16 protein-coding genes and 1 tRNA gene are annotated in these 18,000 nt (G+C 60.4%); 11 read left to right on the top strand and 6 right to left on the bottom strand.

From position 1 onward, the window contains the following. The first annotated feature begins 127 nt into the window (after positions 1-127). Positions 128-1,363, top strand: coding sequence for an HD-GYP domain-containing protein (locus BLU26_RS06170; RefSeq protein WP_092284844.1), 1,236 nt, complete (start codon positions 128-130; stop codon positions 1,361-1,363). 68 nt (positions 1,364-1,431) lie between these two features. Here BLU26_RS06170 and ahpF read toward each other — a convergent pair whose 3' ends face one another. Beyond that, positions 1,432-3,012 carry an alkyl hydroperoxide reductase subunit F gene (ahpF, locus tag BLU26_RS06165; protein ID WP_092284842.1) on the bottom strand — a complete coding sequence of 527 codons (1,581 nt, stop codon included), beginning with the start codon at positions 3,010-3,012 and terminating at the stop codon, positions 1,432-1,434. A gap of 103 nt (positions 3,013-3,115) precedes the next feature. Beyond that, positions 3,116-3,679: an alkyl hydroperoxide reductase subunit C gene (gene ahpC, locus BLU26_RS06160; protein ID WP_092284840.1), complete on the bottom strand. Its 564-nt coding sequence runs from the start codon at positions 3,677-3,679 to the stop codon at positions 3,116-3,118. Positions 3,680-3,975: 296 nt separating this feature from the next. Here ahpC and moaC point away from each other — a divergent pair, with 296 nt between their 5' ends. From moaC to BLU26_RS06125, 7 genes are all read left to right on the top strand, one after another. Next, positions 3,976-4,452, top strand: coding sequence for a cyclic pyranopterin monophosphate synthase MoaC (gene moaC / locus BLU26_RS06155; protein WP_092284838.1), 477 nt, complete (start codon positions 3,976-3,978; stop codon positions 4,450-4,452). After that, positions 4,449-4,697 carry a MoaD/ThiS family protein gene (locus BLU26_RS06150; protein ID WP_092284836.1) on the top strand — a complete coding sequence of 83 codons (249 nt, stop codon included), beginning with the start codon at positions 4,449-4,451 and terminating at the stop codon, positions 4,695-4,697. Before moaC ends, BLU26_RS06150 begins: the two co-directional genes overlap by 4 nt. Before the next feature lies 1 nt (position 4,698). Then, positions 4,699-5,154, top strand: a complete 456-nt coding sequence (gene moaE / locus BLU26_RS06145; RefSeq protein WP_092284834.1) for a molybdopterin synthase catalytic subunit MoaE — start codon at positions 4,699-4,701, stop codon at positions 5,152-5,154. Positions 5,155-5,198: 44 nt separating this feature from the next. Next, positions 5,199-6,194: a GTP 3',8-cyclase MoaA gene (gene moaA / locus BLU26_RS06140; protein ID WP_092284832.1), complete on the top strand. Its 996-nt coding sequence runs from the start codon at positions 5,199-5,201 to the stop codon at positions 6,192-6,194. Positions 6,195-6,316: 122 nt separating this feature from the next. Further along, on the top strand, positions 6,317-7,699 hold the full coding sequence (gene hemN / locus BLU26_RS06135; RefSeq protein ID WP_092284830.1) for an oxygen-independent coproporphyrinogen III oxidase: 1,383 nt from the start codon (positions 6,317-6,319) through the stop codon (positions 7,697-7,699). A gap of 49 nt (positions 7,700-7,748) precedes the next feature. Further along, positions 7,749-8,957 (top strand): hypothetical protein, encoded by a 1,209-nt coding sequence (locus BLU26_RS06130; RefSeq protein ID WP_092284828.1) that lies wholly within the window; start codon positions 7,749-7,751, stop codon positions 8,955-8,957. Positions 8,958-9,017: 60 nt separating this feature from the next. Next, the gene (locus BLU26_RS06125; protein ID WP_092284826.1) at positions 9,018-10,889 is read left to right on the top strand and encodes a methyl-accepting chemotaxis protein; all 1,872 of its coding nucleotides are present in this window, start codon (positions 9,018-9,020) and stop codon (positions 10,887-10,889) included. 154 nt (positions 10,890-11,043) lie between these two features. Here the strand turns inward: BLU26_RS06125 and BLU26_RS06120 are convergent, their stop codons facing one another. The 4 genes from BLU26_RS06120 to BLU26_RS06105 all read right to left on the bottom strand — a co-directional run bounded on the left by BLU26_RS06120 (position 11,044) and on the right by BLU26_RS06105 (position 13,992). Further along, the gene (locus tag BLU26_RS06120; RefSeq protein ID WP_157719311.1) at positions 11,044-11,784 is read right to left on the bottom strand and encodes a DUF6515 family protein; all 741 of its coding nucleotides are present in this window, start codon (positions 11,782-11,784) and stop codon (positions 11,044-11,046) included. A 306-nt stretch (positions 11,785-12,090) separates the two neighbouring features. After that, positions 12,091-12,555, bottom strand: a complete 465-nt coding sequence (bfr, locus tag BLU26_RS06115) for a bacterioferritin (RefSeq protein ID WP_092284822.1) — start codon at positions 12,553-12,555, stop codon at positions 12,091-12,093. A gap of 284 nt (positions 12,556-12,839) precedes the next feature. Continuing rightward, positions 12,840-12,913: transfer RNA gene (locus BLU26_RS06110), tRNA-Gly, on the bottom strand. An 80-nt stretch (positions 12,914-12,993) separates the two neighbouring features. Continuing rightward, on the bottom strand, positions 12,994-13,992 hold the full coding sequence (locus tag BLU26_RS06105) for an LLM class flavin-dependent oxidoreductase (protein WP_092284820.1): 999 nt from the start codon (positions 13,990-13,992) through the stop codon (positions 12,994-12,996). Between the two features lie 174 nt (positions 13,993-14,166). Here BLU26_RS06105 and BLU26_RS06100 point away from each other — a divergent pair, with 174 nt between their 5' ends. From BLU26_RS06100 to BLU26_RS06090, 3 genes are read left to right on the top strand one after another with little or no spacing between them, the layout of a single operon-like run. Beyond that, positions 14,167-14,835, top strand: a complete 669-nt coding sequence (locus BLU26_RS06100; RefSeq protein WP_092284818.1) for a methylamine utilization protein — start codon at positions 14,167-14,169, stop codon at positions 14,833-14,835. A 4-nt stretch (positions 14,836-14,839) separates the two neighbouring features. Continuing rightward, positions 14,840-17,143 carry a putative bifunctional diguanylate cyclase/phosphodiesterase gene (locus BLU26_RS06095; RefSeq protein ID WP_092284816.1) on the top strand — a complete coding sequence of 768 codons (2,304 nt, stop codon included), beginning with the start codon at positions 14,840-14,842 and terminating at the stop codon, positions 17,141-17,143. Next, positions 17,140-17,997 carry a DUF3034 family protein gene (locus BLU26_RS06090; protein WP_092284814.1) on the top strand — a complete coding sequence of 286 codons (858 nt, stop codon included), beginning with the start codon at positions 17,140-17,142 and terminating at the stop codon, positions 17,995-17,997. Before BLU26_RS06095 ends, BLU26_RS06090 begins: the two co-directional genes overlap by 4 nt. Positions 17,998-18,000 lie beyond the last annotated feature (3 nt).

Below are 18,000 nucleotides of genomic sequence, written 5' to 3'. Positions count from 1 at the left end.
GCTTATACTGGGTGTGGCAAATGGCTATGCCGTATGCATCTAGAGGCGCCCGATTTCAACGCGGGCCCCTGCAGATAGAGGTGGTAAGGATGCTTGCTCAACAGTGATATTGGGACGTCCGGTAACGATGTTAAAAAAAATTACCACAGATGAAGTCCGCATAGGCATGTACGTCGAACGCTTTTGTGGTTCGTGGATACAGCACCCATTCTGGTCCAGCAAGATGCTGATAGAAGACCGGCAAACGCTTAACCAGATCAAAGAAAGTTCAGTCAGCGAGCTGGTGATCGATACCAGTAAAGGCCTGGATGTAGCAGCGCCAGAGCCCGCCATTGAAGAACCGCTAGAAGTGGCGCCAGCCAGCCCGGTTGAGGCCGCTGAGGCTACGCAAACGCCCCCTGCACCGGCTGAACACCTGCAAGCCAGTTCGATGGCCGATGAAGTGCTGCGCGCGCAGCAGATCTTTCGGCGCGGCAAACAGGCGGTCAAGGCCATGTTTACTGATGTGCGCCTGGGCCAGGTGGTGAATACCGCCGGCCTGAGCGAGCTGGTCACCGAGATGAACAGCTCGCTCAGCCGTAACCCGCATGCGTTGATCAGCGTTGCCCGCATCAAGACGAAGGACGAATATACTTACCTGCACTCGGTAGCCGTTGCCGCCATGATGGTGGGTATGGCGCGTGCGCTGGGCATGTCCGAGCCCCAGGTGCTGGAAGCCGGTATGGCCGGCCTGCTGCATGACATGGGCAAGGCGGTCATGCCCGAGGCGGTGTTGAACAAGCCCGGCAAGCTCACCGACGATGAATTTGCCATCATGCGTGGTCATCCGGGCGAGGGGCACAAGTTGTTGCTGGAATGGGACAGCGTGCCGGACTCGGTGCTCGACGTCTGTCTGCATCACCATGAAAAAGTGGATGGCAGCGGTTATCCCGAACGCCTGGCTGGCGATAACATTTCGCTGCTGGCGCGGGTAGGCGCCATTTGTGATGTATATGACGCCATCACCTCCAATCGACCTTACAAAGCTGGCTGGGACCCCTCGGAATCGCTCAGCCGAATGGCGAGTTGGCAGGGGCATTTTGACCCCGCGCTGTTCAAGCTCTTCGTCCGGATGCTGGGAATCTACCCGGTCGGTTCGCTGGTGCGTCTTGAGTCGCAGCGTCTGGGCGTGGTGGTGGAGCAGGGCAAGGAGTCGCTGCTGGTACCCAAGGTGAGCGTGTTCTACTCGATTCGACTCAAGCAGGGCACGCCGGTAACCGTCGTTGATTTGGCCAGCGAGCATGAGAAGGATCGTATTGTCGGCCGGGAGAACCCCGAGGATTGGCCGTTCAGAAATCTCGACTCGCTCTGGTTGCCCAGTTAAGCGCCTGCGGTTCACAGAAACGACAAAACCGCCCCATGGGGCGGTTTTGCGTTAGTGCAGCCGGGCGATCAGGCGCTGACGGCTTCTTCCTTGGCCGCTGCCGGGTCAGGCGTGCGGATCAGGTGGTCGAACGCTGCCAGTGACGCGGTCGAGCCGGCACCCATGGCGACGATGATCTGCTTGAACGGGACCGTGGTGACATCGCCGGCGGCAAACACGCCGGGAATGTTGGTGGCGCCGCGTGCGTCAATCTCGATCTCGCCAAAGCGGGTCAGGCTCAGCTCGCTGTCTTTCAGCCACTCGGTGTTGGGCACCAGACCTATCTGCACGAAGATACCCGCCACATCGACCTGCTTCAGCTCTTCGGTGGTGCGGTCCTTGTAGGTCAGGCCAACCACTTTGTTGCCGTCGCCGCGTACTTCGGTGGTTTGCGCGCTCTTGATGATGTCGATGTTGCGCATCGAACGTGCCTTGCGCTGCAGTACTTCATCGGCGCGCAGGGTGTCGGCAAACTCCAGCACGGTAACGTGCTCGACAATACCGGCCAGATCGATGGCTGCTTCGATACCCGAGTTGCCGCCACCGATGACCGCCACCCGTTTTCCCTTGAACAGCGGGCCGTCACAGTGCGGGCAGTACGCCACGCCCTTGCCGCGGTACTCCTGCTCGCCAGGCACGTTCATTTCTCTCCAGCGTGCACCGGTGGCCAGAATCACGGCGCGGCTCTCCAGTGTGGCGCCGCTTTCCAGTGCGATCTGCACGTAATCACCAGTGGTCAGCTTGGCGGCAGTCTGCTCGGTGATCAGATCGACGTCATACTCTTTCACGTGCTGTTCCAGGCTGGCGACCAGCTTGGGGCCTTCGGTGTACGGCACGGAGATGAAGTTCTCGATACCCACGGTATCGAGCACCTGACCGCCAAAGCGTTCAGCCACGATACCGGTGCGAATGCCCTTGCGTGCGGCGTAGATCGCGGCCGAAGCGGCAGCCGGGCCGCCGCCAACGATGAGCACGTCGTAGGGCTTCTTCTCGTTCAGCTCGGCGGCGCGGCGCTTGGAAGCTCCACTGTCGACCTTGTTGACGATTTCGGGCAGCGTCATGCGGCCCTGACCAAAATGCTCGCCGTTCAGGTAAACCGACGGTACTGCCATGATCTGGCGCGCATCGACTTCATCCTGGAACAGGGCGCCGTCAATCATCACGTGAGTGATGTTGGGATTCAGGGTCGCCATCAGGTTCAGCGCCTGAACCACATCGGGGCAGTTCTGGCATGACAGCGAAATATAGGTCTCGAAGTGAAACTCACCTTCCAGGTGACGGATCTGGTCAAGCAGCGCCGGATCGGCCTTGGAGGGGTGGCCACCGGACTGCAGCAGCGCCAGTACCAGTGAGGTGAACTCGTGGCCCATCGGGATACCGGCGAAGCGCACGCGCGACGGCTGGCCACTGGGGCCAACGCCCATGCTGGGCGTGCGTTTGTCGTCAGCGGCTACCAGGCCTATCTTGCTCGACATTTCGGCGATTTCGACCGCGAGTTCGTGTAATTCTTTGCCCTTTGGGCTGTCATCGACGGACACGCTGATTTCAATCGGGTTAACGATGTTCTGCAGGTACGTGTCCAGTTGTTTCTTCAGATTGGCGTCCAACATGTGCGTGTCCTTTAAACAAATAGTCAAATTCTGGGCGTAAAAAACCCGGCCCGCCAACCGGGAGCGCGTGGCGCTCCGCTGCGGGCCGGGTCATCAGGCAATCTTAGATCTTGCCTACCAGGTCGAGAGAAGGAGCCAAAGTGGCTTCGCCTTCTTTCCACTTGGCCGGGCAGACTTCGCCTGGGTGAGCAGCAATGTACTGAGCCGCCTTGACCTTGCGAACCAGGTCTTCAGCGTTACGGCCGATGCCTTCGCTGGTCACTTCAACCGCCTGGATGATGCCCTGCGGATCGATGATGAAGGTACCGCGGTCAGCCAGACCCATGTCTTCGCGCATGTTGTCGAAGTTGCGGGTGATGGTGCCAGTCGGATCGCCGATCATGGTGTACTTGATCTTCGCGATGGTCTCGGAAGCATCGTGCCAGGCTTTGTGGGTGAAGTGAGTGTCGGTAGACACAGAGTAGACTTCAACGCCCATGCCTTGCAGCTCGTCGTAGTAATCAGCAACGTCGCCCAGCTCGGTGGGGCAAACGAAGGTGAAGTCAGCGGGGTAGAAGAAGAAGATCGCCCACTTGCCTTTTACGTCGGCGTCGGTAACTTCAAAGAATTCGCCGTTCTTGAATGCCTGGGCCTTGAAAGGTTTGATTTCGGTATTGATAACTGACATCGATTAACTCCTTGTTGAGTCGTTTGCGTCGTTGGTTGAGAAGACAGGTGCAATACTAGGCGCCTATTAAGAATACTTAAAATAAATTTCAACTAAATTGCAGATAGCTTTTGCCTATCTGAGGTTGTTGCCGGGAAATTCAAGGGACGGCAACGGCGGTCTGCCGTCGGCAGCGCAAATGTGCGTGCAACACTGTCTGGGCCTGTGACTCTTTTGCGCGCTGACAGTTTCCCGAGGCTGAACCGCAGGCCTGATTCCAGTAAAGTAGAGCCCACTGAACCTGATAGAGCAAATGTATGCTGACTCATCTGGATGCACAAGGTCGCGCCAATATGGTCGATGTGACCGACAAGGCCGTGACCTCGCGCGAGGCCCTCGCCGAATCACTGGTGCGCATGCGCCCGCAAACCTTTGAGCTGATCCAATCTGGCGGGCACCCCAAGGGAGACGTTCTGGCGGTGGCGCGGATTGCCGGTATCCAGGCGGCAAAGAAAACGGCTGACCTCATTCCTCTGTGCCACCCGCTGATGCTGACCAGCGTCAAGGTAGAGCTGTTGCTGGAGGCGCCCGATGCAGTGCGCATTCAGGCGCGCTGCAAGCTGGCCGGGCAGACCGGCGTGGAGATGGAGGCACTGACCGCGGCCAGCGTGGCCGCGCTCACGCTCTACGACATGTGCAAGGCGGTCGACAAGGGCATGGTGATTGAAGCCACACGGCTGTTAAACAAGTCGGGCGGTAAGAGCGGTGATTACAAGGCTGCGGTGGCGCCATGATCAGCCTGCAGTTTTTTGCCCGCTACCGTGAGCAGCTTGGCTGCAGCGCAGAACAGCTTGCCTGGGACGGCGAGTTGCGCACGTTGGAGGATGTGCGTCAGCGTTTGCTGGCGCGCGGCGAGCCGTGGCAGGTGCTGGCCGAGCCGCGCATCATGTGCGCGCGCAATCAGGAAATGTGTGGGCTCGATAGTGCTATCGCCGATGGCGATGAGCTGGCGTTCTTTCCGCCGGTGACCGGAGGCTGATATGCGCATTGTGGTGCAGGAGGCCGTGTTTGATCCCGGCGAATGGCTCAACCGGCTGCACGGCGACAACCGCGGCACCGGTGCGGTAACCGGCTTTGTTGGGTACGTGCGCGACTACAACGACGGCAAGGACGTCGCCGGTATGTGGCTGGAGCATTATCCCGGCATGACCGAAAAAGCCCTCCAGACGATTGCCGAGCAGGCTGCGGCGCGCTGGGCGCTGCTGGATGTGCAGTTGATTCATCGGGTCGGGCAGCTGGAACCCGGAGAGCCGATCGTGTTTGTGGGGGCTGCTTCAGCGCACCGGCAGGACGCCTTTGCGGCGACCGAATTCATCATGGATTACCTGAAAACCCGTGCGCCGTTCTGGAAGCGGGAGACCACGCCGCAGGGCGAGCGTTGGGTCGAGGCGCGAGATAGCGATGAACAGGCACTGTCGCGCTGGTCCGAGTCCTGAGCCAGCGTGGTACAGTGCCCATCAAGTAGCAACTGGAGCTAGGCATGACACAGGGTCGACTACAGGACGGTCAGGGACGCCGCATAGAGTATTTGCGCCTCTCGGTAACCGACAGGTGCGACTTTCGCTGTGTCTACTGCATGGCCGAAGACATGACCTTTCTGCCGCGTGCGCAGATTCTCAGTCTTGAAGAGCTGGAGCGCATTGCCCGGCTGTTTGTAGCGCAGGGCGTTAGCAAGATTCGTCTGACCGGTGGCGAGCCGCTGGTGCGCCGCGGCATCGTCGAGTTGTGTGCCCGCCTGAGTCAGCTGCCAGGGCTGCATGAGCTGGTCATGACCACCAACGGCTCGCAGCTCGAACGCCTGGCCAAGCCGCTGGCTGAGGCGGGCGTCAAGCGCCTGAATATCAGTCTGGATAGTCTGCAGGCAGACAAATTCAAGGCAATCACCCGCACCGGCGAACTGGGCCAGGTGCTCAGCGGTATCGAGGCAGCGCGCACCGCGGGCTTCGAGCGTATCAAGCTGAACGTGGTGGTGATGAAGGGACGCAATCACGATGAAGTAACCACGCTGACCGATTTTGCCCTGCAGCGTGGGCTGGACATTACCTTTATTGAAGAGATGCCGCTGGGCGACGTTGGCCGCGAGCGCGGCGAGGCTTTTTGTTCCAGCGCCGAGGTGCGCGAGATGATCAGCCGGCAGCATCGTCTGATCGATAGCGATGAGTCCAGTGGTGGGCCGGCGCGCTATCTGCGCGTTGAGGGCTATCCCGCCAGCCGCATCGGCTTTATCTCACCGCATTCTCACAATTTCTGCGATACCTGCAACCGTGTGCGCCTGACCACTGAAGGCCGCCTGCTGCTGTGTTTGGGCCACGAGAACGCACTGGACATGCGTGACCTGGTACGCCGCCACCCTGATAACGACGAGCCGATCCGCGAAGCCCTGGAGCGCGCCCTGCATCACAAACCGGCACGCCATGAGTTTGCCGTTGACGGCGAAGTGCAGGTGCTGCGTTTCATGAACGCCACCGGCGGCTGAGCGGCGTGCGCCCGTTCATCGCCTGGTGGCGGGATTCCGGCGTCTATTGATCCGCGTCAAAACCTCGTAAGAACCCCCGGCGTAGTCTGCAAGCTCAGACTTTATAGCGCCGGAGAACCTCCATGCTTAGCTCTATTCGTTGGGACGCAGACCTGATTCGTCGCTACGACCACGCCGGTCCGCGTTACACCTCCTATCCAACGGCAGTGCAGTTCCACGATGGCATACGGCCGACCGAATTTCTGCATGCCCTGGATGATAGCCGCCAGCAGCAACGCGGCCTCTCGCTGTATGTGCACATCCCGTTCTGCGCCAACATCTGCTATTACTGCGCCTGCAATAAGGTGATCACCAAGGACCGCAGCCGCGCCCGTGAGTATCTGGCGGCGCTGCAGCGCGAGATAGAGCTGGTAAGCCGCCATACCGGCCCGCAGCAGCGGGTTGAACAGCTGCACTTCGGCGGCGGTACCCCGACCTTTCTCAGCCACGCCGAACTGCGCGAGCTGATGGCCTGCCTGCGTGAACACTTTGTATTGCACGACGACGATGGCGGTGACTACAGCATCGAGATAGATCCGCGTGAGGCCGACTGGGCCACCATGGGATTGTTGCGTGAGCTGGGCTTTAACCGCGTCAGCTTTGGCGTGCAGGATCTGGACGCCGAGGTGCAACTGGCGGTCAATCGCCTGCAAAGTCCAGAGCAAACCCAGACGGTCATGGACGCTGCGCGTACATTGGCTTATCGCTCGATCAATATCGACCTGATCTACGGCCTGCCAAAACAGACGCCGGAACGGTTTGCGCGCACGGTCTATGCCATCATTGCGCTCAAGCCGGATCGTCTGTCGGTATTCAATTACGCCCATCTGCCAGAACGCTTCATGCCGCAGCGGCGCATCAACAGCGCCGACTTGCCATCCCCGGCAGACAAGTTGCGCATGTTCGAGAACAGCGTGCAGCAACTCCTGGCCGCGGGATACCGCTACATTGGTATGGATCACTTTGCGCTGCCCGATGACAGCCTGAGCATCGCCCAGGACAACGGCGAGCTGCAGCGCAACTTTCAGGGTTACACCACTCACGGCCACTGTGATCTGATTGGGCTCGGGGTGTCTTCGATCAGCCAGATCGGTGATCTTTACAGTCAGAACACCAGTGATCTGAAGCGCTATCAACAGAGCCTGCAGGCAGACGAACTGGCGACCTGCCGCGGACTGGTCTGCCATACCGACGACCATATTCGGCGCGCGGTGATCGCGCAGCTCATTTGCCATTGCAAGTTGTCGTTTGCCAGCATCGAGCGGCGCTTTGGCATCGACTTTCATGACTACTTCGCCGACTGTCTGCCCATGCTGGAGCAGATGGCCCGTGACGGGCTGATTCTACTGACGCCCCGCAGCATCCGCGTGCAGCCAGCCGGGCGCTTGTTGATCCGCTCGATCTGCATGCTGTTTGATGCCTATCAGAGCGAGCAGAGTACGCAACGTTTCTCGCGCATCATCTGAGCTGCCGGTATGCTGAGCCACTCGCATATCGCGGTACAGGGGGAAGGTGATGCACAGCGGCCAAGACACAGGGCAGGCATTGCGATTTCGGGTGGCGGTGTTCATTCTCGCGGCGCTGGCGGTGCTGCTCTCATGGCTGGGCAGCGCTGACCGGGTCTCGGTGGAGTACGTGGATAGCGCATTGCTGCAGGCCTCGGTCGCCTTTGCCTCGGCGCGGGCATTGAACGCACTGGTCTCGGTGCTGCAATCCACCACCCTGAGCTTCAGCCTGTTCGGCGGGGTAGCGGTCACCCTGGGTGAATTGCTCGACCCGTTCAATGATCTGATCGAGCAGTACGGCACGCTGATGCAGTGGGCGATCGGCTCCCTGCTGACGCAGAAAATCCTGCTTGGCGTGGTTTCGCACGCCCTGTTCAAGATCCTCATGACGCTCAGTGCAGCGCTCCTGCTGGGCAGCCTTTTCTGGCGTCAGGGCCACTGGTTGACTTCGTGTCTGCGCCTGTTTCTGGCGCTTCTGTTCCTGCGTTTCGCGCTGGCCGCCGTGGTGTTGCTCAATGGTGCGGTAGATCATTACTTTCTCGATGCGCAGGCGCGGCAGCAAGTGGCCCGCCTGGATAATCTGCCCGCGCAGGTAGAGGCGCTGAGCGAGAACAACAACGACAACGTGCTCGACAGCGAGCCGGCACTGGCGGCGTTGGCGGCGCGTGAGCAGGATTTGCAGCAGCGGCGTGAGCAGCTACAGGCGGAACAGCAGCGCCTCGCGCGCGCCCTGGCGCAAAGCCAGCGTGCGCTGAGCGAGCGCGAAGCGCAATTGGGCGCACTGGAGCGCCTCAACCCCTTTGCCCGTGACCAGGATCACGCCGCGCTGGCGCAGCAGGTCGCCAGGCTTAGCCAGCAACAAACGCAGGTGGCGCAGGAGCAGGAGCAGCTAAGCCGTCAGCTGGATGAGTTGGTACGACAGCGAGCTGCCTTGCAGCAGGCCAAGGCAGCCCAAACCGCCGCTGCCGATAGCGGCTGGGCCGGGCTGGGTGAGCAGTTGGCACGCGCGGCGGACCCCGAGACCTACCTGAGTATCAAACGGGCGCTGGATAGCGCAGTAGACAGCGTGCTGCAGGCGATGACGCTGTTTGTATTACGCACGCTGATTCTGCCGCTGCTGTTCCTTTATCTGCTGATCAAGGGGCTACGGGTGATCTGGCGGCAGGACTGGCAGCGCCTGAGCGCGCCGGCTGCCGGCAATAAATTAGCCAGTGGGTAATAAAGTTTCGCGGGGCCTGGACGACAAATAGGTATTACCTATGTCTGCGAGGCATCCAGCGTGGCCGCACAACTCAGTTTCAACCAGAAAATTGTCAGTGCTGCGTGCGTGGTGGTCATCGCCGCCTTCGCCGCGTTTTCCGTCTATAACGATTATCTGCAGCGCAAGACCCTGCAGGATAACCTCGAGACCTACCTTGCCGATGCCGGCAGTTTAACCGCGGAGAACATCAGCAACTGGTTGTCCGGGCGTATTCTGCTGCTGGAAAACCTGGCCGCCAATTCGCAAAGCGAAGCGCCGGATCGCCTGGTGCCGCTACTGGAGCAGCGCACGCTGGCGCAGACTTTCGACTTCAGTTACCTGGGGAGCGCCACGGGTGAGTTCACCATGCGCCCCGAGTCGGAGATGCCGGCTGATTACGATCCACGCACCCGGCCCTGGTTCAAGGATGCGAAAACCGCAGGCAAGACCATTCTCACCGCGCCCTACGTGGATGCAGCCACCGGCGCGCTGATCATGACAATCGCCACCCCTGCCGGCAGTGGGGTGGTTGGCGGTGACCTCAACCTCAAGGTCATCTCGAATATCATCAATGCGCTGGACTTCAATGGCCTGGGCTACGCGTTTCTGGTCAGTCGCGACGGGAGCATTCTGGTGCATCCCGACAGCGCGTTGCAGATGAAGACCCTGCAGGACATTTACCCGCAAAACACTCCGCAGATCAGCAGTGGATTGAGCGAGGCCGAATTGAACGGCGAGGCACGCTTGTTGACATTCGTGCCGGTCAGCGGCCTGCCGGGCGTGGAGTGGTATGTGGGGCTGTCAGTGGATCGTGACAAGGCCTTTGCCAGCCTGACCAGTTTCCGTGTTTCCGCCTTGATTGCGGCGGTGATTGCGCTGGTGCTTATCGTGTTCCTGCTCAGTGTGTTGATGCGCTACCTGTTGCGCCCCCTGACCTCGTTGGGGTTGGCGCTGGATAACATCGCCAAGGGTGAAGGCGACCTGACCCGCCGCTTGCCGATAACCAGCAATGACGAGTTCGGCCGGTTGGCCGGCGCCTTCAATCAGTTTGTGGAGCGGATCCACGACTCTATCAGTCAGGTGGCGCAGACCAGCAGTGAATTGAATGATGTGGCGCTGCGCGTGGTAGACGCTTCCAATGCCAACATGGCGAGCTCCGATCAGCAGGCGGCGCGCACCAACAGCGTCGCCGCAGCGATCAACGAACTGGGCGCGGCGGCGCAGGAGATTGCGCGCAATGCCGCTGATGCATCCAATCAGGCCAGTCAGGCGCGCGACGGCGCCGAGCAGGGCAGTGAGGTGGTGAGCAAGACCATCGTGGCGATGCAGGAGTTGTCGAGCAAGATCAGCGAGTCCAGCCAGACCATTCAGCAGTTGAGCCACAAAACGGCGGATATTGGCCGCATTCTCGAGGTGATTCAGGGGATATCCGAACAGACCAACCTGCTGGCGCTGAATGCCGCGATTGAGGCGGCCCGCGCCGGTGAAGCCGGCCGCGGCTTTGCCGTGGTCGCCGATGAAGTGCGCAATCTGGCGCATCGCACCCAGAGCTCGGCGCAGGAAATTCAGGTGATGATCGAAGGCCTGCGTTCCGACGCCGGCTCTGCCGTGACGCTGATGAGCGACAGTCAGGAGTACAGCCAGCACAGCGTCTCGGTAGCCGGGCAGGCGGGCGAGCGGCTACAGCAGATTACCCTGGGCATTGGCGAAATCGACAATATGAACCAATCGGTGGCGACCGCGACCGAGGAGCAGACCTCGGTAATCGAAAGCCTGAACGTGGATATTACCGACATCAACATGCTCAACCAGGAGGGCGTCGACAACCTGCAAGCGACCTTGCGCGCTTGTACCTCGCTGGAACAACAGGTGGCGCGCCTGCGGCAGTTGGTCGGTAGCTTCCGGATCTAGCCGCTACGCCTTTAGCGGTCGCAGCGCGACCATCTGCCAGACGGGCGATATCAGTCAGTCCGGCAGATGGTCGTCATTGGCTGATGCTCAGCTGATTCACCAATTCCTTCTTCTTGGGTTTAAAAACCATCTAGGTTTTCGGTCGCTGCAGCTTTCAGCGAACGGTATAGCCTCGTGCCTCCAGGCAGGCGGTCATGGCGCGCTGATAATTGGCCCGTGCGGTAGCTGTCTCGCTGGCAGCGACACCGCCATAGGCCTGGGTTGGGTTGTATCCGGTTTGACTGTTGCCCCATTGGTGGCACTCGTAGCGATCCTTGGATTGCTGCGCGGCGGACTGGTTATTTGCGGGGTAGATATACAGCTCGTCCTGGGAGGCAGTGCCGGCCTGATCCTCGCTTGGCGCATCGACCACCACATAGCTGGTGCCGCGCTGTACGTAATAAATATCGTTGTAGCGGTAATAGGGACGCCCGCCGATGATGACGGTGATGTAACCGCCAGGTAGCACCGGAATCGACAGCCCTATGGGTGGCATAACGATAATGAATCCAGCGCCTTGCGGGCGATACCAGGCGCCCCGAGCGTAATAGTAATCGCTTTCACGGTGGTGAATCTGCCGGTAGCCGCTCGGTAGTTGCGCAACTTTGTTGCCGGGACGCATTTGTGGCTGTGCCGGAGCTCTGGCCGGCGCGCTCTGCTGCTGCCGACCGGGCTCGTGTAACGGCTGAGGGCTGTTGTGCGGATTATTGTGCTGGCTTTGCTGGTGAGTGCCCGGACCTGCGTTTTCATGCCGGTCCTGTCCGCCCGGTGCTGCCATTACTGCTGTGCTGCCGAGCAGGACCGCGGCTAGCAACAAGGCCAATCGTTGGGGTTTGTGCGAGAAGATAGTGTGCATGCTGTAGCCCTGATAGCGACGTCCAGGTCGGTTAACCCTCTGCCATCCAGCGCAGTCGGATAATAGGGAGAATGAGAGGTAGGGCTGGCATGGTGCGGGTCAGTTGAGCTACCTGTGCCCAGCGTATCCATTGGCGTGTCAGTCGCCGCCGGGAGAATGTAAATATTTGGTAAAGGTCGCGAGCCGTTGATGCCGCCTAAAAAGCGCGTTCGCCTAAAACTGCGGAAAATCGCGTAAGCAGAAAAAACAATGCCCCGGCGACCTGAGTTGCCGGGGCATTGTGTGAAGCGCGAAAGAGCGGGGTGCTTACATCTGCGACTGCAGGTAATTCTTCTCGCCAACCATCTTGATCAGGCGCAGCTGCTGTTCAAGCCAGTAGGCGTGGTCTTCTTCGGTATCCTTGAGCTGCACTTCGAGCATCTCACGGCTGGGGTAGTCACCGACCTTCTCGCACAGGGCGATGGCCTTGGCCAGGTTCTCGCGCACTTCGTATTCCAGCTTCAGATCCGACTCCAGCATCTCCTGCACGGTAAAGCCGGGGGTGATCGCATGAGGGCGCATGTCCGGCTTGCCTTCGAGGAACAGGATGCGCTTGAGGATGGCATCGGCGTGCTGGGTTTCCTCTTCCATCTCGTGGTTGATGCGCTCGTACAGCTTGCTGTAGCCAAAGTCTTCATACAGGCGCGAATGCAGAAAGTACTGATCGCGCGCGCCAAGCTCACCGCGCAGCAGTTCGATCAGGCAATTAACAACGTCTGGATGGCCTTTCATGTAACGCGACTCCTGCGGCTAGTTAGCAAGTGACAAATTGTGCCTCAGTACGGCAAGCAATACCACCCGTTCTTTAAATAAAATACCAATACTTACAATGGGTTATGTTTGTATAGGTCGTATTGAAAAGCGTGGTGAGAGTACTTCTTGCTCGCATTGTTTTCGCCACCATCGATTATCGATTGGCGATACCTGAAGTTTAGTGCGCCGGCCGGGAAAATAAAGGGCAGCGGGCGAGTCGAGGCATTGTTCTGTAGGGGATGGGGGGTGCGGAAGGCTAAAACTGGAGCGGGTGAAGGGAATCGAACCCTCGTCGTAAGCTTGGGAAGCTTCTGCTCTACCATTGAGCTACACCCGCACAGGCGCTCTTTTTACCAGAGTCGCTGGCGGTGGGGAAGGGGGCGCGGATATTTGTTTGCGCGCCGCCGCGCGGCAGCCCTAGCGCTGCCGGTTGAGCTGCATCAATAGACGGTAGCTGTGCTGCCTGGCGCTTTGATCGACTATCGGGCTGTTGACGATCAGTTCATTCACGCCCGTGCGCTCCAGCAGTTGCTCAAGCTGTTCGCCGGCGGCTTGCGGGTCGCCAATCAAGCTGCCTGACAGAGTCGACATGACCTGATGCCGTTCATGTGCCTGCCAGAGGTTTTCCATCGAGTGTACCGGGGCGGGCAGCTGTCCTGGCCGGCCGCGAATGAGGTTGAGGAAGGCCTGCTGGTGTGAGGTGGCAAGGTAGTGTGCCTGTTCGCGGTCGTCGGCCAGGTAGGCGTTGATGCCCAGCATGGCGTAGGGCTCGCTCAGTTGCTCCGAGGGGGTGAAGTGCTCGCGGTACAGGCGCAGGGCACTGAACAGGTAGTCGGGCGAGAACTGGCCAGCGAAGGCGAAGGGCAGGCCCAGGCGTCCGGCCAGCTGGGCGCTGAAGGTGCTGGAGCCGAGCAGCCAGATGGGCACGTTGAGGCCGGCGCCGGGCACGGCGCGCAGGCGTTGGCCGGGTTCCGGGGTGGCGAAGAGCTTGCGTAATTCCTCGAGCATCAACGGGAAGTCTTCACCGTCGGTGCGCCCGCGGCGCAGGGCTTGCGCAGTCGACTGGTCGGTGCCGGGCGCGCGGCCAAGGCCCAGATCAATGCGCCCGGGGTAGAGTGACTCCAGGGTGCCGAACTGTTCGGCGATCTGCAGTGGCGCGTGGTTGGGTAGCATGATGCCGCCCGAGCCGATCCGGATTGCCCGGGTGCCAGCAGCCAGATAGCCCATCACCACCGAGGTGGCGGCGCTGGCGATGCCGGTCATGTTGTGGTGTTCGGCGACCCAGAAGCGGTTATAGCCCTCGGCTTCGGCCACCTGCGCCAGAGCCAGGGCGTTGTGCAGTGCATCTGCCGGGGTGGCACCTTCGCTGACAGAGCACAGATCCAGTATGGACAGCTTTATGGCCGAGGTAGTCATCTTCACTCCTGCACATCAATTTGCAATCACGCTATGCTAACGTTGAATGATGTCAGGTGACACCGCTAAACAGGGCTACTTGGAGAATCTGTGGTCCGGCGACAACAGGTTCCAGGGCCGCGGAGCAGGATAGTTCCTCAGTAACAACCTCACAGATGGAGAGTGAAAGCCCTTATGCAGTATTTTCCCTACGGCGGTCGTCTACGGCGCATTTTATGGGCAGGTTTGCTGGCCGCGGCACAGCTGCTGCTTGTCGGCCCTGCACTGGCTGTCCAGGTTATCCTCACGGATGAGACCGGTGCGCCGCTGGCTAACGCCGTGCTGCTGGTGGATGGCGTCCCGTCACTGCCGGCCGATGGCTATGTGATGGATCAGATTGATCGCCAGTTTGTGCCGCATGTACTGGCGGCGCCGGTCGGCGCCGAGGTCGACTTCCCCAATAGCGACGATGTGCGTCATCACGTTTATTCGTTTTCCGAAACCAAGTCTTTTGAGTTACGCCTGTTCAAGGGCTCTGAGGCGCCGCCGGTCATCTTTGGCCGGGCCGGCGTGGTGGTGCTGGGCTGCAACATTCACGACGCCATGCTGGGCTACATCCTGATTACCGAAAGCCCGCGCTTTGCTGTCAGTGACGCGCAGGGGCGCGTTTCACTGCCTGAGCTGCCGCCGGGCAAATGGCCGGTCTCCTGGTGGCACTCATCGCGTTTGCAGAAAGGCCCGGTATCCCTCGGTGAGCTGGATCTGGGGCAGGAGCAGACGCTGAGCTTGCCGGTCTCTGCGGCGCAGGCAAGGCCGGTGCCGATGCTGTCGCCGCTGCAGCAACGCTTCAAGTCGGGATACTGATCCGATGCGCGTCCGCTACCTGCGCACCCGTCTGATAGTGACCTCGGTCGGTTTGCTGGCCCTGGTGCTTGGCGCGGTCTTTCTGGCGGTCTACACCAGCACCAACTTTTCCGCCAAGCGTCAGGCACAGCACCAGCTGGAAGTGGGTGGCAAGGTGTTCAGTAACCTGCTCGAGGCGCGGGCGCGCGAGCTGACCAATGCGACGCAGATACTGGTAGCCGATTTTGGCTTTCGCCAAGCGGTTGCCACTGGCGATTTGCCTACCATTCGCTCTGCGTTGCAGAACCAGGTGCGGCGAATTGGCGCCGATCAGGCGATGTTCTTCGATGTGCAGGGCGCGCTGCAAACCTCGTCAGCGGGTAACGAGGGGGGTAGCAGAGCCGAGGTGGAGGCGTTGCAGGCGTTCTCCGAGCAGGCCTTCATCGCGGTAATAGATCACCAGCCGTATTTGTTGGTCGAGGCGGTAGTGCGTGCGCCGGTGCCAGTGGGGCAGGTAGCCATGGTCTTCAGCCTTGATGCAGCCCTGGCGCGCGAGCTGCAAAAACTGACTGGGCTGGAGATCCGGTTTATCAGCAGCCGCGACGAAGAAATCATGAGCACCTACTCCACCTCGCCCTACGCCCAGCAGGACATGGACTTGCAAGAGGGCACGCGCACGCTGGAAGGTGAGGGCTATCTGACCACGGTGATTACGCTGTTGGATCAGGCGCCATACAGCGTGAGCGCGCAATTGGCGAGCCCGCTGAGTGAGGCGCTGGCGAGCTTTGATGACCTCAAGCGGGAACTGCTGATCATCACCCTGGTTGCGCTGCTGGCCTCGTCGCTGCTGGCGGTGCGTTTGTCGGGCAGCCTGGCTAGGCCAGTAACCTTGCTGGCCGAGGCGGCCAGGCGCATTGGCCGCGGCGATTACACCAGCAAGGTAGGGTTGGCGCGTGATGATGAGCTGGGATTGCTCGCCGACAGCATCGATACCATGCGCAGCGGCATTGCCGAGCGTGAGGAGTTGATCGCACACAACGCCATGCACGATCCGCTGACGGGGTTACCCAATGTCAGTGTGGTGCGCGAGCGGCTCAGGGGCGCGTTGATCAGCGGGCAGAAGGGCGTATTGGCCCAGTGTAATCTGGTTTCTGCCGAATTGATGGCCAAGGCCCGTGGTCAGGATTTCATGGATACTCTGGTGTGCCAGTCGGTGTCGCATCTGCACGGCCATCTGCCGGCGGACGCCTTGCTGGCCTGGCAGCCCGGTGTCGGCTTTTTGCTGCTGCTGGAGCACCGTGAGCTGGATGAAGCCGTGGTAGTCGTGGATGAGATGCTAGGCAAACTCGGCGAAAAGATTCAGGTTGATGACATCAAGCTACGTTCGCAGTGGCTGGCCGGTGTGGTCAGTTGGCCCTTGCATGGCAGCGATGCCAACGACCTGCTGCGCCAAGCCAGTATTGCGCTGGCCGATGCGGCGCCGGGCCCGGAGCGGATTGCGGTGTATCAAGCGCAACGTGATCAGGCCTACCAGCGGCGTATTCGCCTGGCGCGCGACCTGCGCTACGCCGCGCAGTACAAGGAGCTGAGCGCGGTATACCAGCCCAAACTGGACCTGGCCAGTGGCGAGGTGCGTCAGGTCGAAGCCTTGATGCGCTGGAACCACAGCGAGCTTGGGCCCATCAGCCCCGACGAATTTATAACCCTGGCCGAACAGACCGGCAGTATCGGCATGCTGACGCAGTGGATGATGGCGGCAGTAGCCTCACAATTGCGCAACTGGATAGAGCGTGGGATTCATCTGCAGGTGGCAATGAATATTTCCGCGCGCGATCTGGATGATCCGCAGTTTCCGCAGCGCATCGAAAAAATGCTGCAGGCGCAGCAGATCAGCCCCGATTATCTGGCGCTGGAGGTGACTGAAAGCGCAGTCATGACTGACCCTGAGCGCAACCTCAGCAGCCTCAGGGCGCTGCGTGACCTGGGCATAGAGCTGGCCGTGGATGACTACGGCACTGGCTACTCCTCGCTGGCCACGCTGAAAAGCTTGCCGGTACAGGATCTGAAGATCGACAAATCCTTTGTGTTGCAGCTGGCCGAAGGTGGCGATGACGCGGTGATCGTCAAATCGACCATCGAGCTGGCACACAACATGGGCCTGAAGGTAATCGCCGAAGGCATTGAAAATAGTCACAGCCTGAACTGGCTGAAAGAACGCCATTGTGATGTAGCCCAGGGGTATTTCATCAGCCGGCCGCTGGCGGTGGCTGATCTGGAGCGCTGGCTCGACGATACCCGGGGCTCGTTCGGAGTAGTGGAGCCTGCGTGAAAAAAACAGTTGTGGCTGCCGTATTGGCGGTCTGTGCCAATGGCGTTGCCGCAGAGCCCGGCGGGCGCTTGTTGGCCACCGGTGGGGCGAGCAGCATTGAAGGGGCGGCCGGTGGCGGCATCGTCCCCTGGGCCGTCATGTCGGGATATGCAGCGCGGGATGAGTGGGGTGGGACCGCCTTCGCAACCCGCGTCGACACCGGCGACTATCGGCTCGACAGCTACGGTGCGGCGCTCTCTTTCGGCAATCGCCTGGAAGTCTCGGTAGCGCGACAGCGTCTGGATATGGATGCGCTGACCAAGGCCGCCAGCCTGCCCGACAAAACCCTGAATCAGGATATTTACAGCCTCAAGCTGCGGCTGTTTGGCGATCTGATCTATGACCGCTTGCCGCAGGTGGCGCTGGGCGCCCAATACAAACGCCAGCGCAACTTTCTGGTCCCCTCGCTGGTGGGTGCCGAACGTGATTCGGATGCCGATTATTACCTGGCGGCCTCGCGGCTGTTCATGGGCGCGGTGGGCGGCTACAACCTGCTGCTTAACGGCACGCTGCGTTACTCGCGCGCCAACGAAACCGGCCTGCTGGGATTTGGCGGCGACCGGCGCGACAGCCGCAGTCTGTTGCGTGAGGGTAGTGCGGTACTGATGCCCAGTCCGCAATGGGCGGTTGGCGTGGAGTACCGCGAGAAACCTGACAACCTGTCTTTTGCCGGTGAGAGTGATTGGCAGGATGTATTCGTTGGCTACTTCCCCAGCAAACAGCTGGCCGTGGTGGCAGCCTGGGCCGGTCTGGGCGAGATAGCCACCCTGGAAGACCAGCAGGGCTTGTATCTATCGCTGCAACTGAGTTACTGAGGC

It is taken from the genome of Halopseudomonas sabulinigri (assembly GCF_900105255.1).
Lineage (GTDB): Bacteria > Pseudomonadota > Gammaproteobacteria > Pseudomonadales > Pseudomonadaceae > Halopseudomonas > Halopseudomonas sabulinigri.
This window is presented reverse-complemented; position numbering and strand designations above follow the sequence as displayed.

What these genes read in the sequence shown, in the direction of transcription:
- BLU26_RS06170 (WP_092284844.1), top strand. Translation starts at nt 128, where the DNA reads ATGTTAAAAAAAATTACCACAGATGAAGTCCGCATAGGCATGTACGTC.
- ahpF (WP_092284842.1), bottom strand. Translation starts at nt 3,012, where the DNA reads ATGTTGGACGCCAATCTGAAGAAACAACTGGACACGTACCTGCAGAAC.
- ahpC (WP_092284840.1), bottom strand. Translation starts at nt 3,679, where the DNA reads ATGTCAGTTATCAATACCGAAATCAAACCTTTCAAGGCCCAGGCATTC.
- moaC (WP_092284838.1), top strand. Translation starts at nt 3,976, where the DNA reads ATGCTGACTCATCTGGATGCACAAGGTCGCGCCAATATGGTCGATGTG.
- BLU26_RS06150 (WP_092284836.1), top strand. Translation starts at nt 4,449, where the DNA reads ATGATCAGCCTGCAGTTTTTTGCCCGCTACCGTGAGCAGCTTGGCTGC.
- moaE (WP_092284834.1), top strand. Translation starts at nt 4,699, where the DNA reads ATGCGCATTGTGGTGCAGGAGGCCGTGTTTGATCCCGGCGAATGGCTC.
- moaA (WP_092284832.1), top strand. Translation starts at nt 5,199, where the DNA reads ATGACACAGGGTCGACTACAGGACGGTCAGGGACGCCGCATAGAGTAT.
- hemN (WP_092284830.1), top strand. Translation starts at nt 6,317, where the DNA reads ATGCTTAGCTCTATTCGTTGGGACGCAGACCTGATTCGTCGCTACGAC.
- BLU26_RS06130 (WP_092284828.1), top strand. Translation starts at nt 7,749, where the DNA reads ATGCACAGCGGCCAAGACACAGGGCAGGCATTGCGATTTCGGGTGGCG.
- BLU26_RS06120 (WP_157719311.1), bottom strand. Translation starts at nt 11,784, where the DNA reads ATGCACACTATCTTCTCGCACAAACCCCAACGATTGGCCTTGTTGCTA.
- bfr (WP_092284822.1), bottom strand. Translation starts at nt 12,555, where the DNA reads ATGAAAGGCCATCCAGACGTTGTTAATTGCCTGATCGAACTGCTGCGC.
- BLU26_RS06105 (WP_092284820.1), bottom strand. Translation starts at nt 13,992, where the DNA reads ATGACTACCTCGGCCATAAAGCTGTCCATACTGGATCTGTGCTCTGTC.
- BLU26_RS06100 (WP_092284818.1), top strand. Translation starts at nt 14,167, where the DNA reads ATGCAGTATTTTCCCTACGGCGGTCGTCTACGGCGCATTTTATGGGCA.
- BLU26_RS06095 (WP_092284816.1), top strand. Translation starts at nt 14,840, where the DNA reads ATGCGCGTCCGCTACCTGCGCACCCGTCTGATAGTGACCTCGGTCGGT.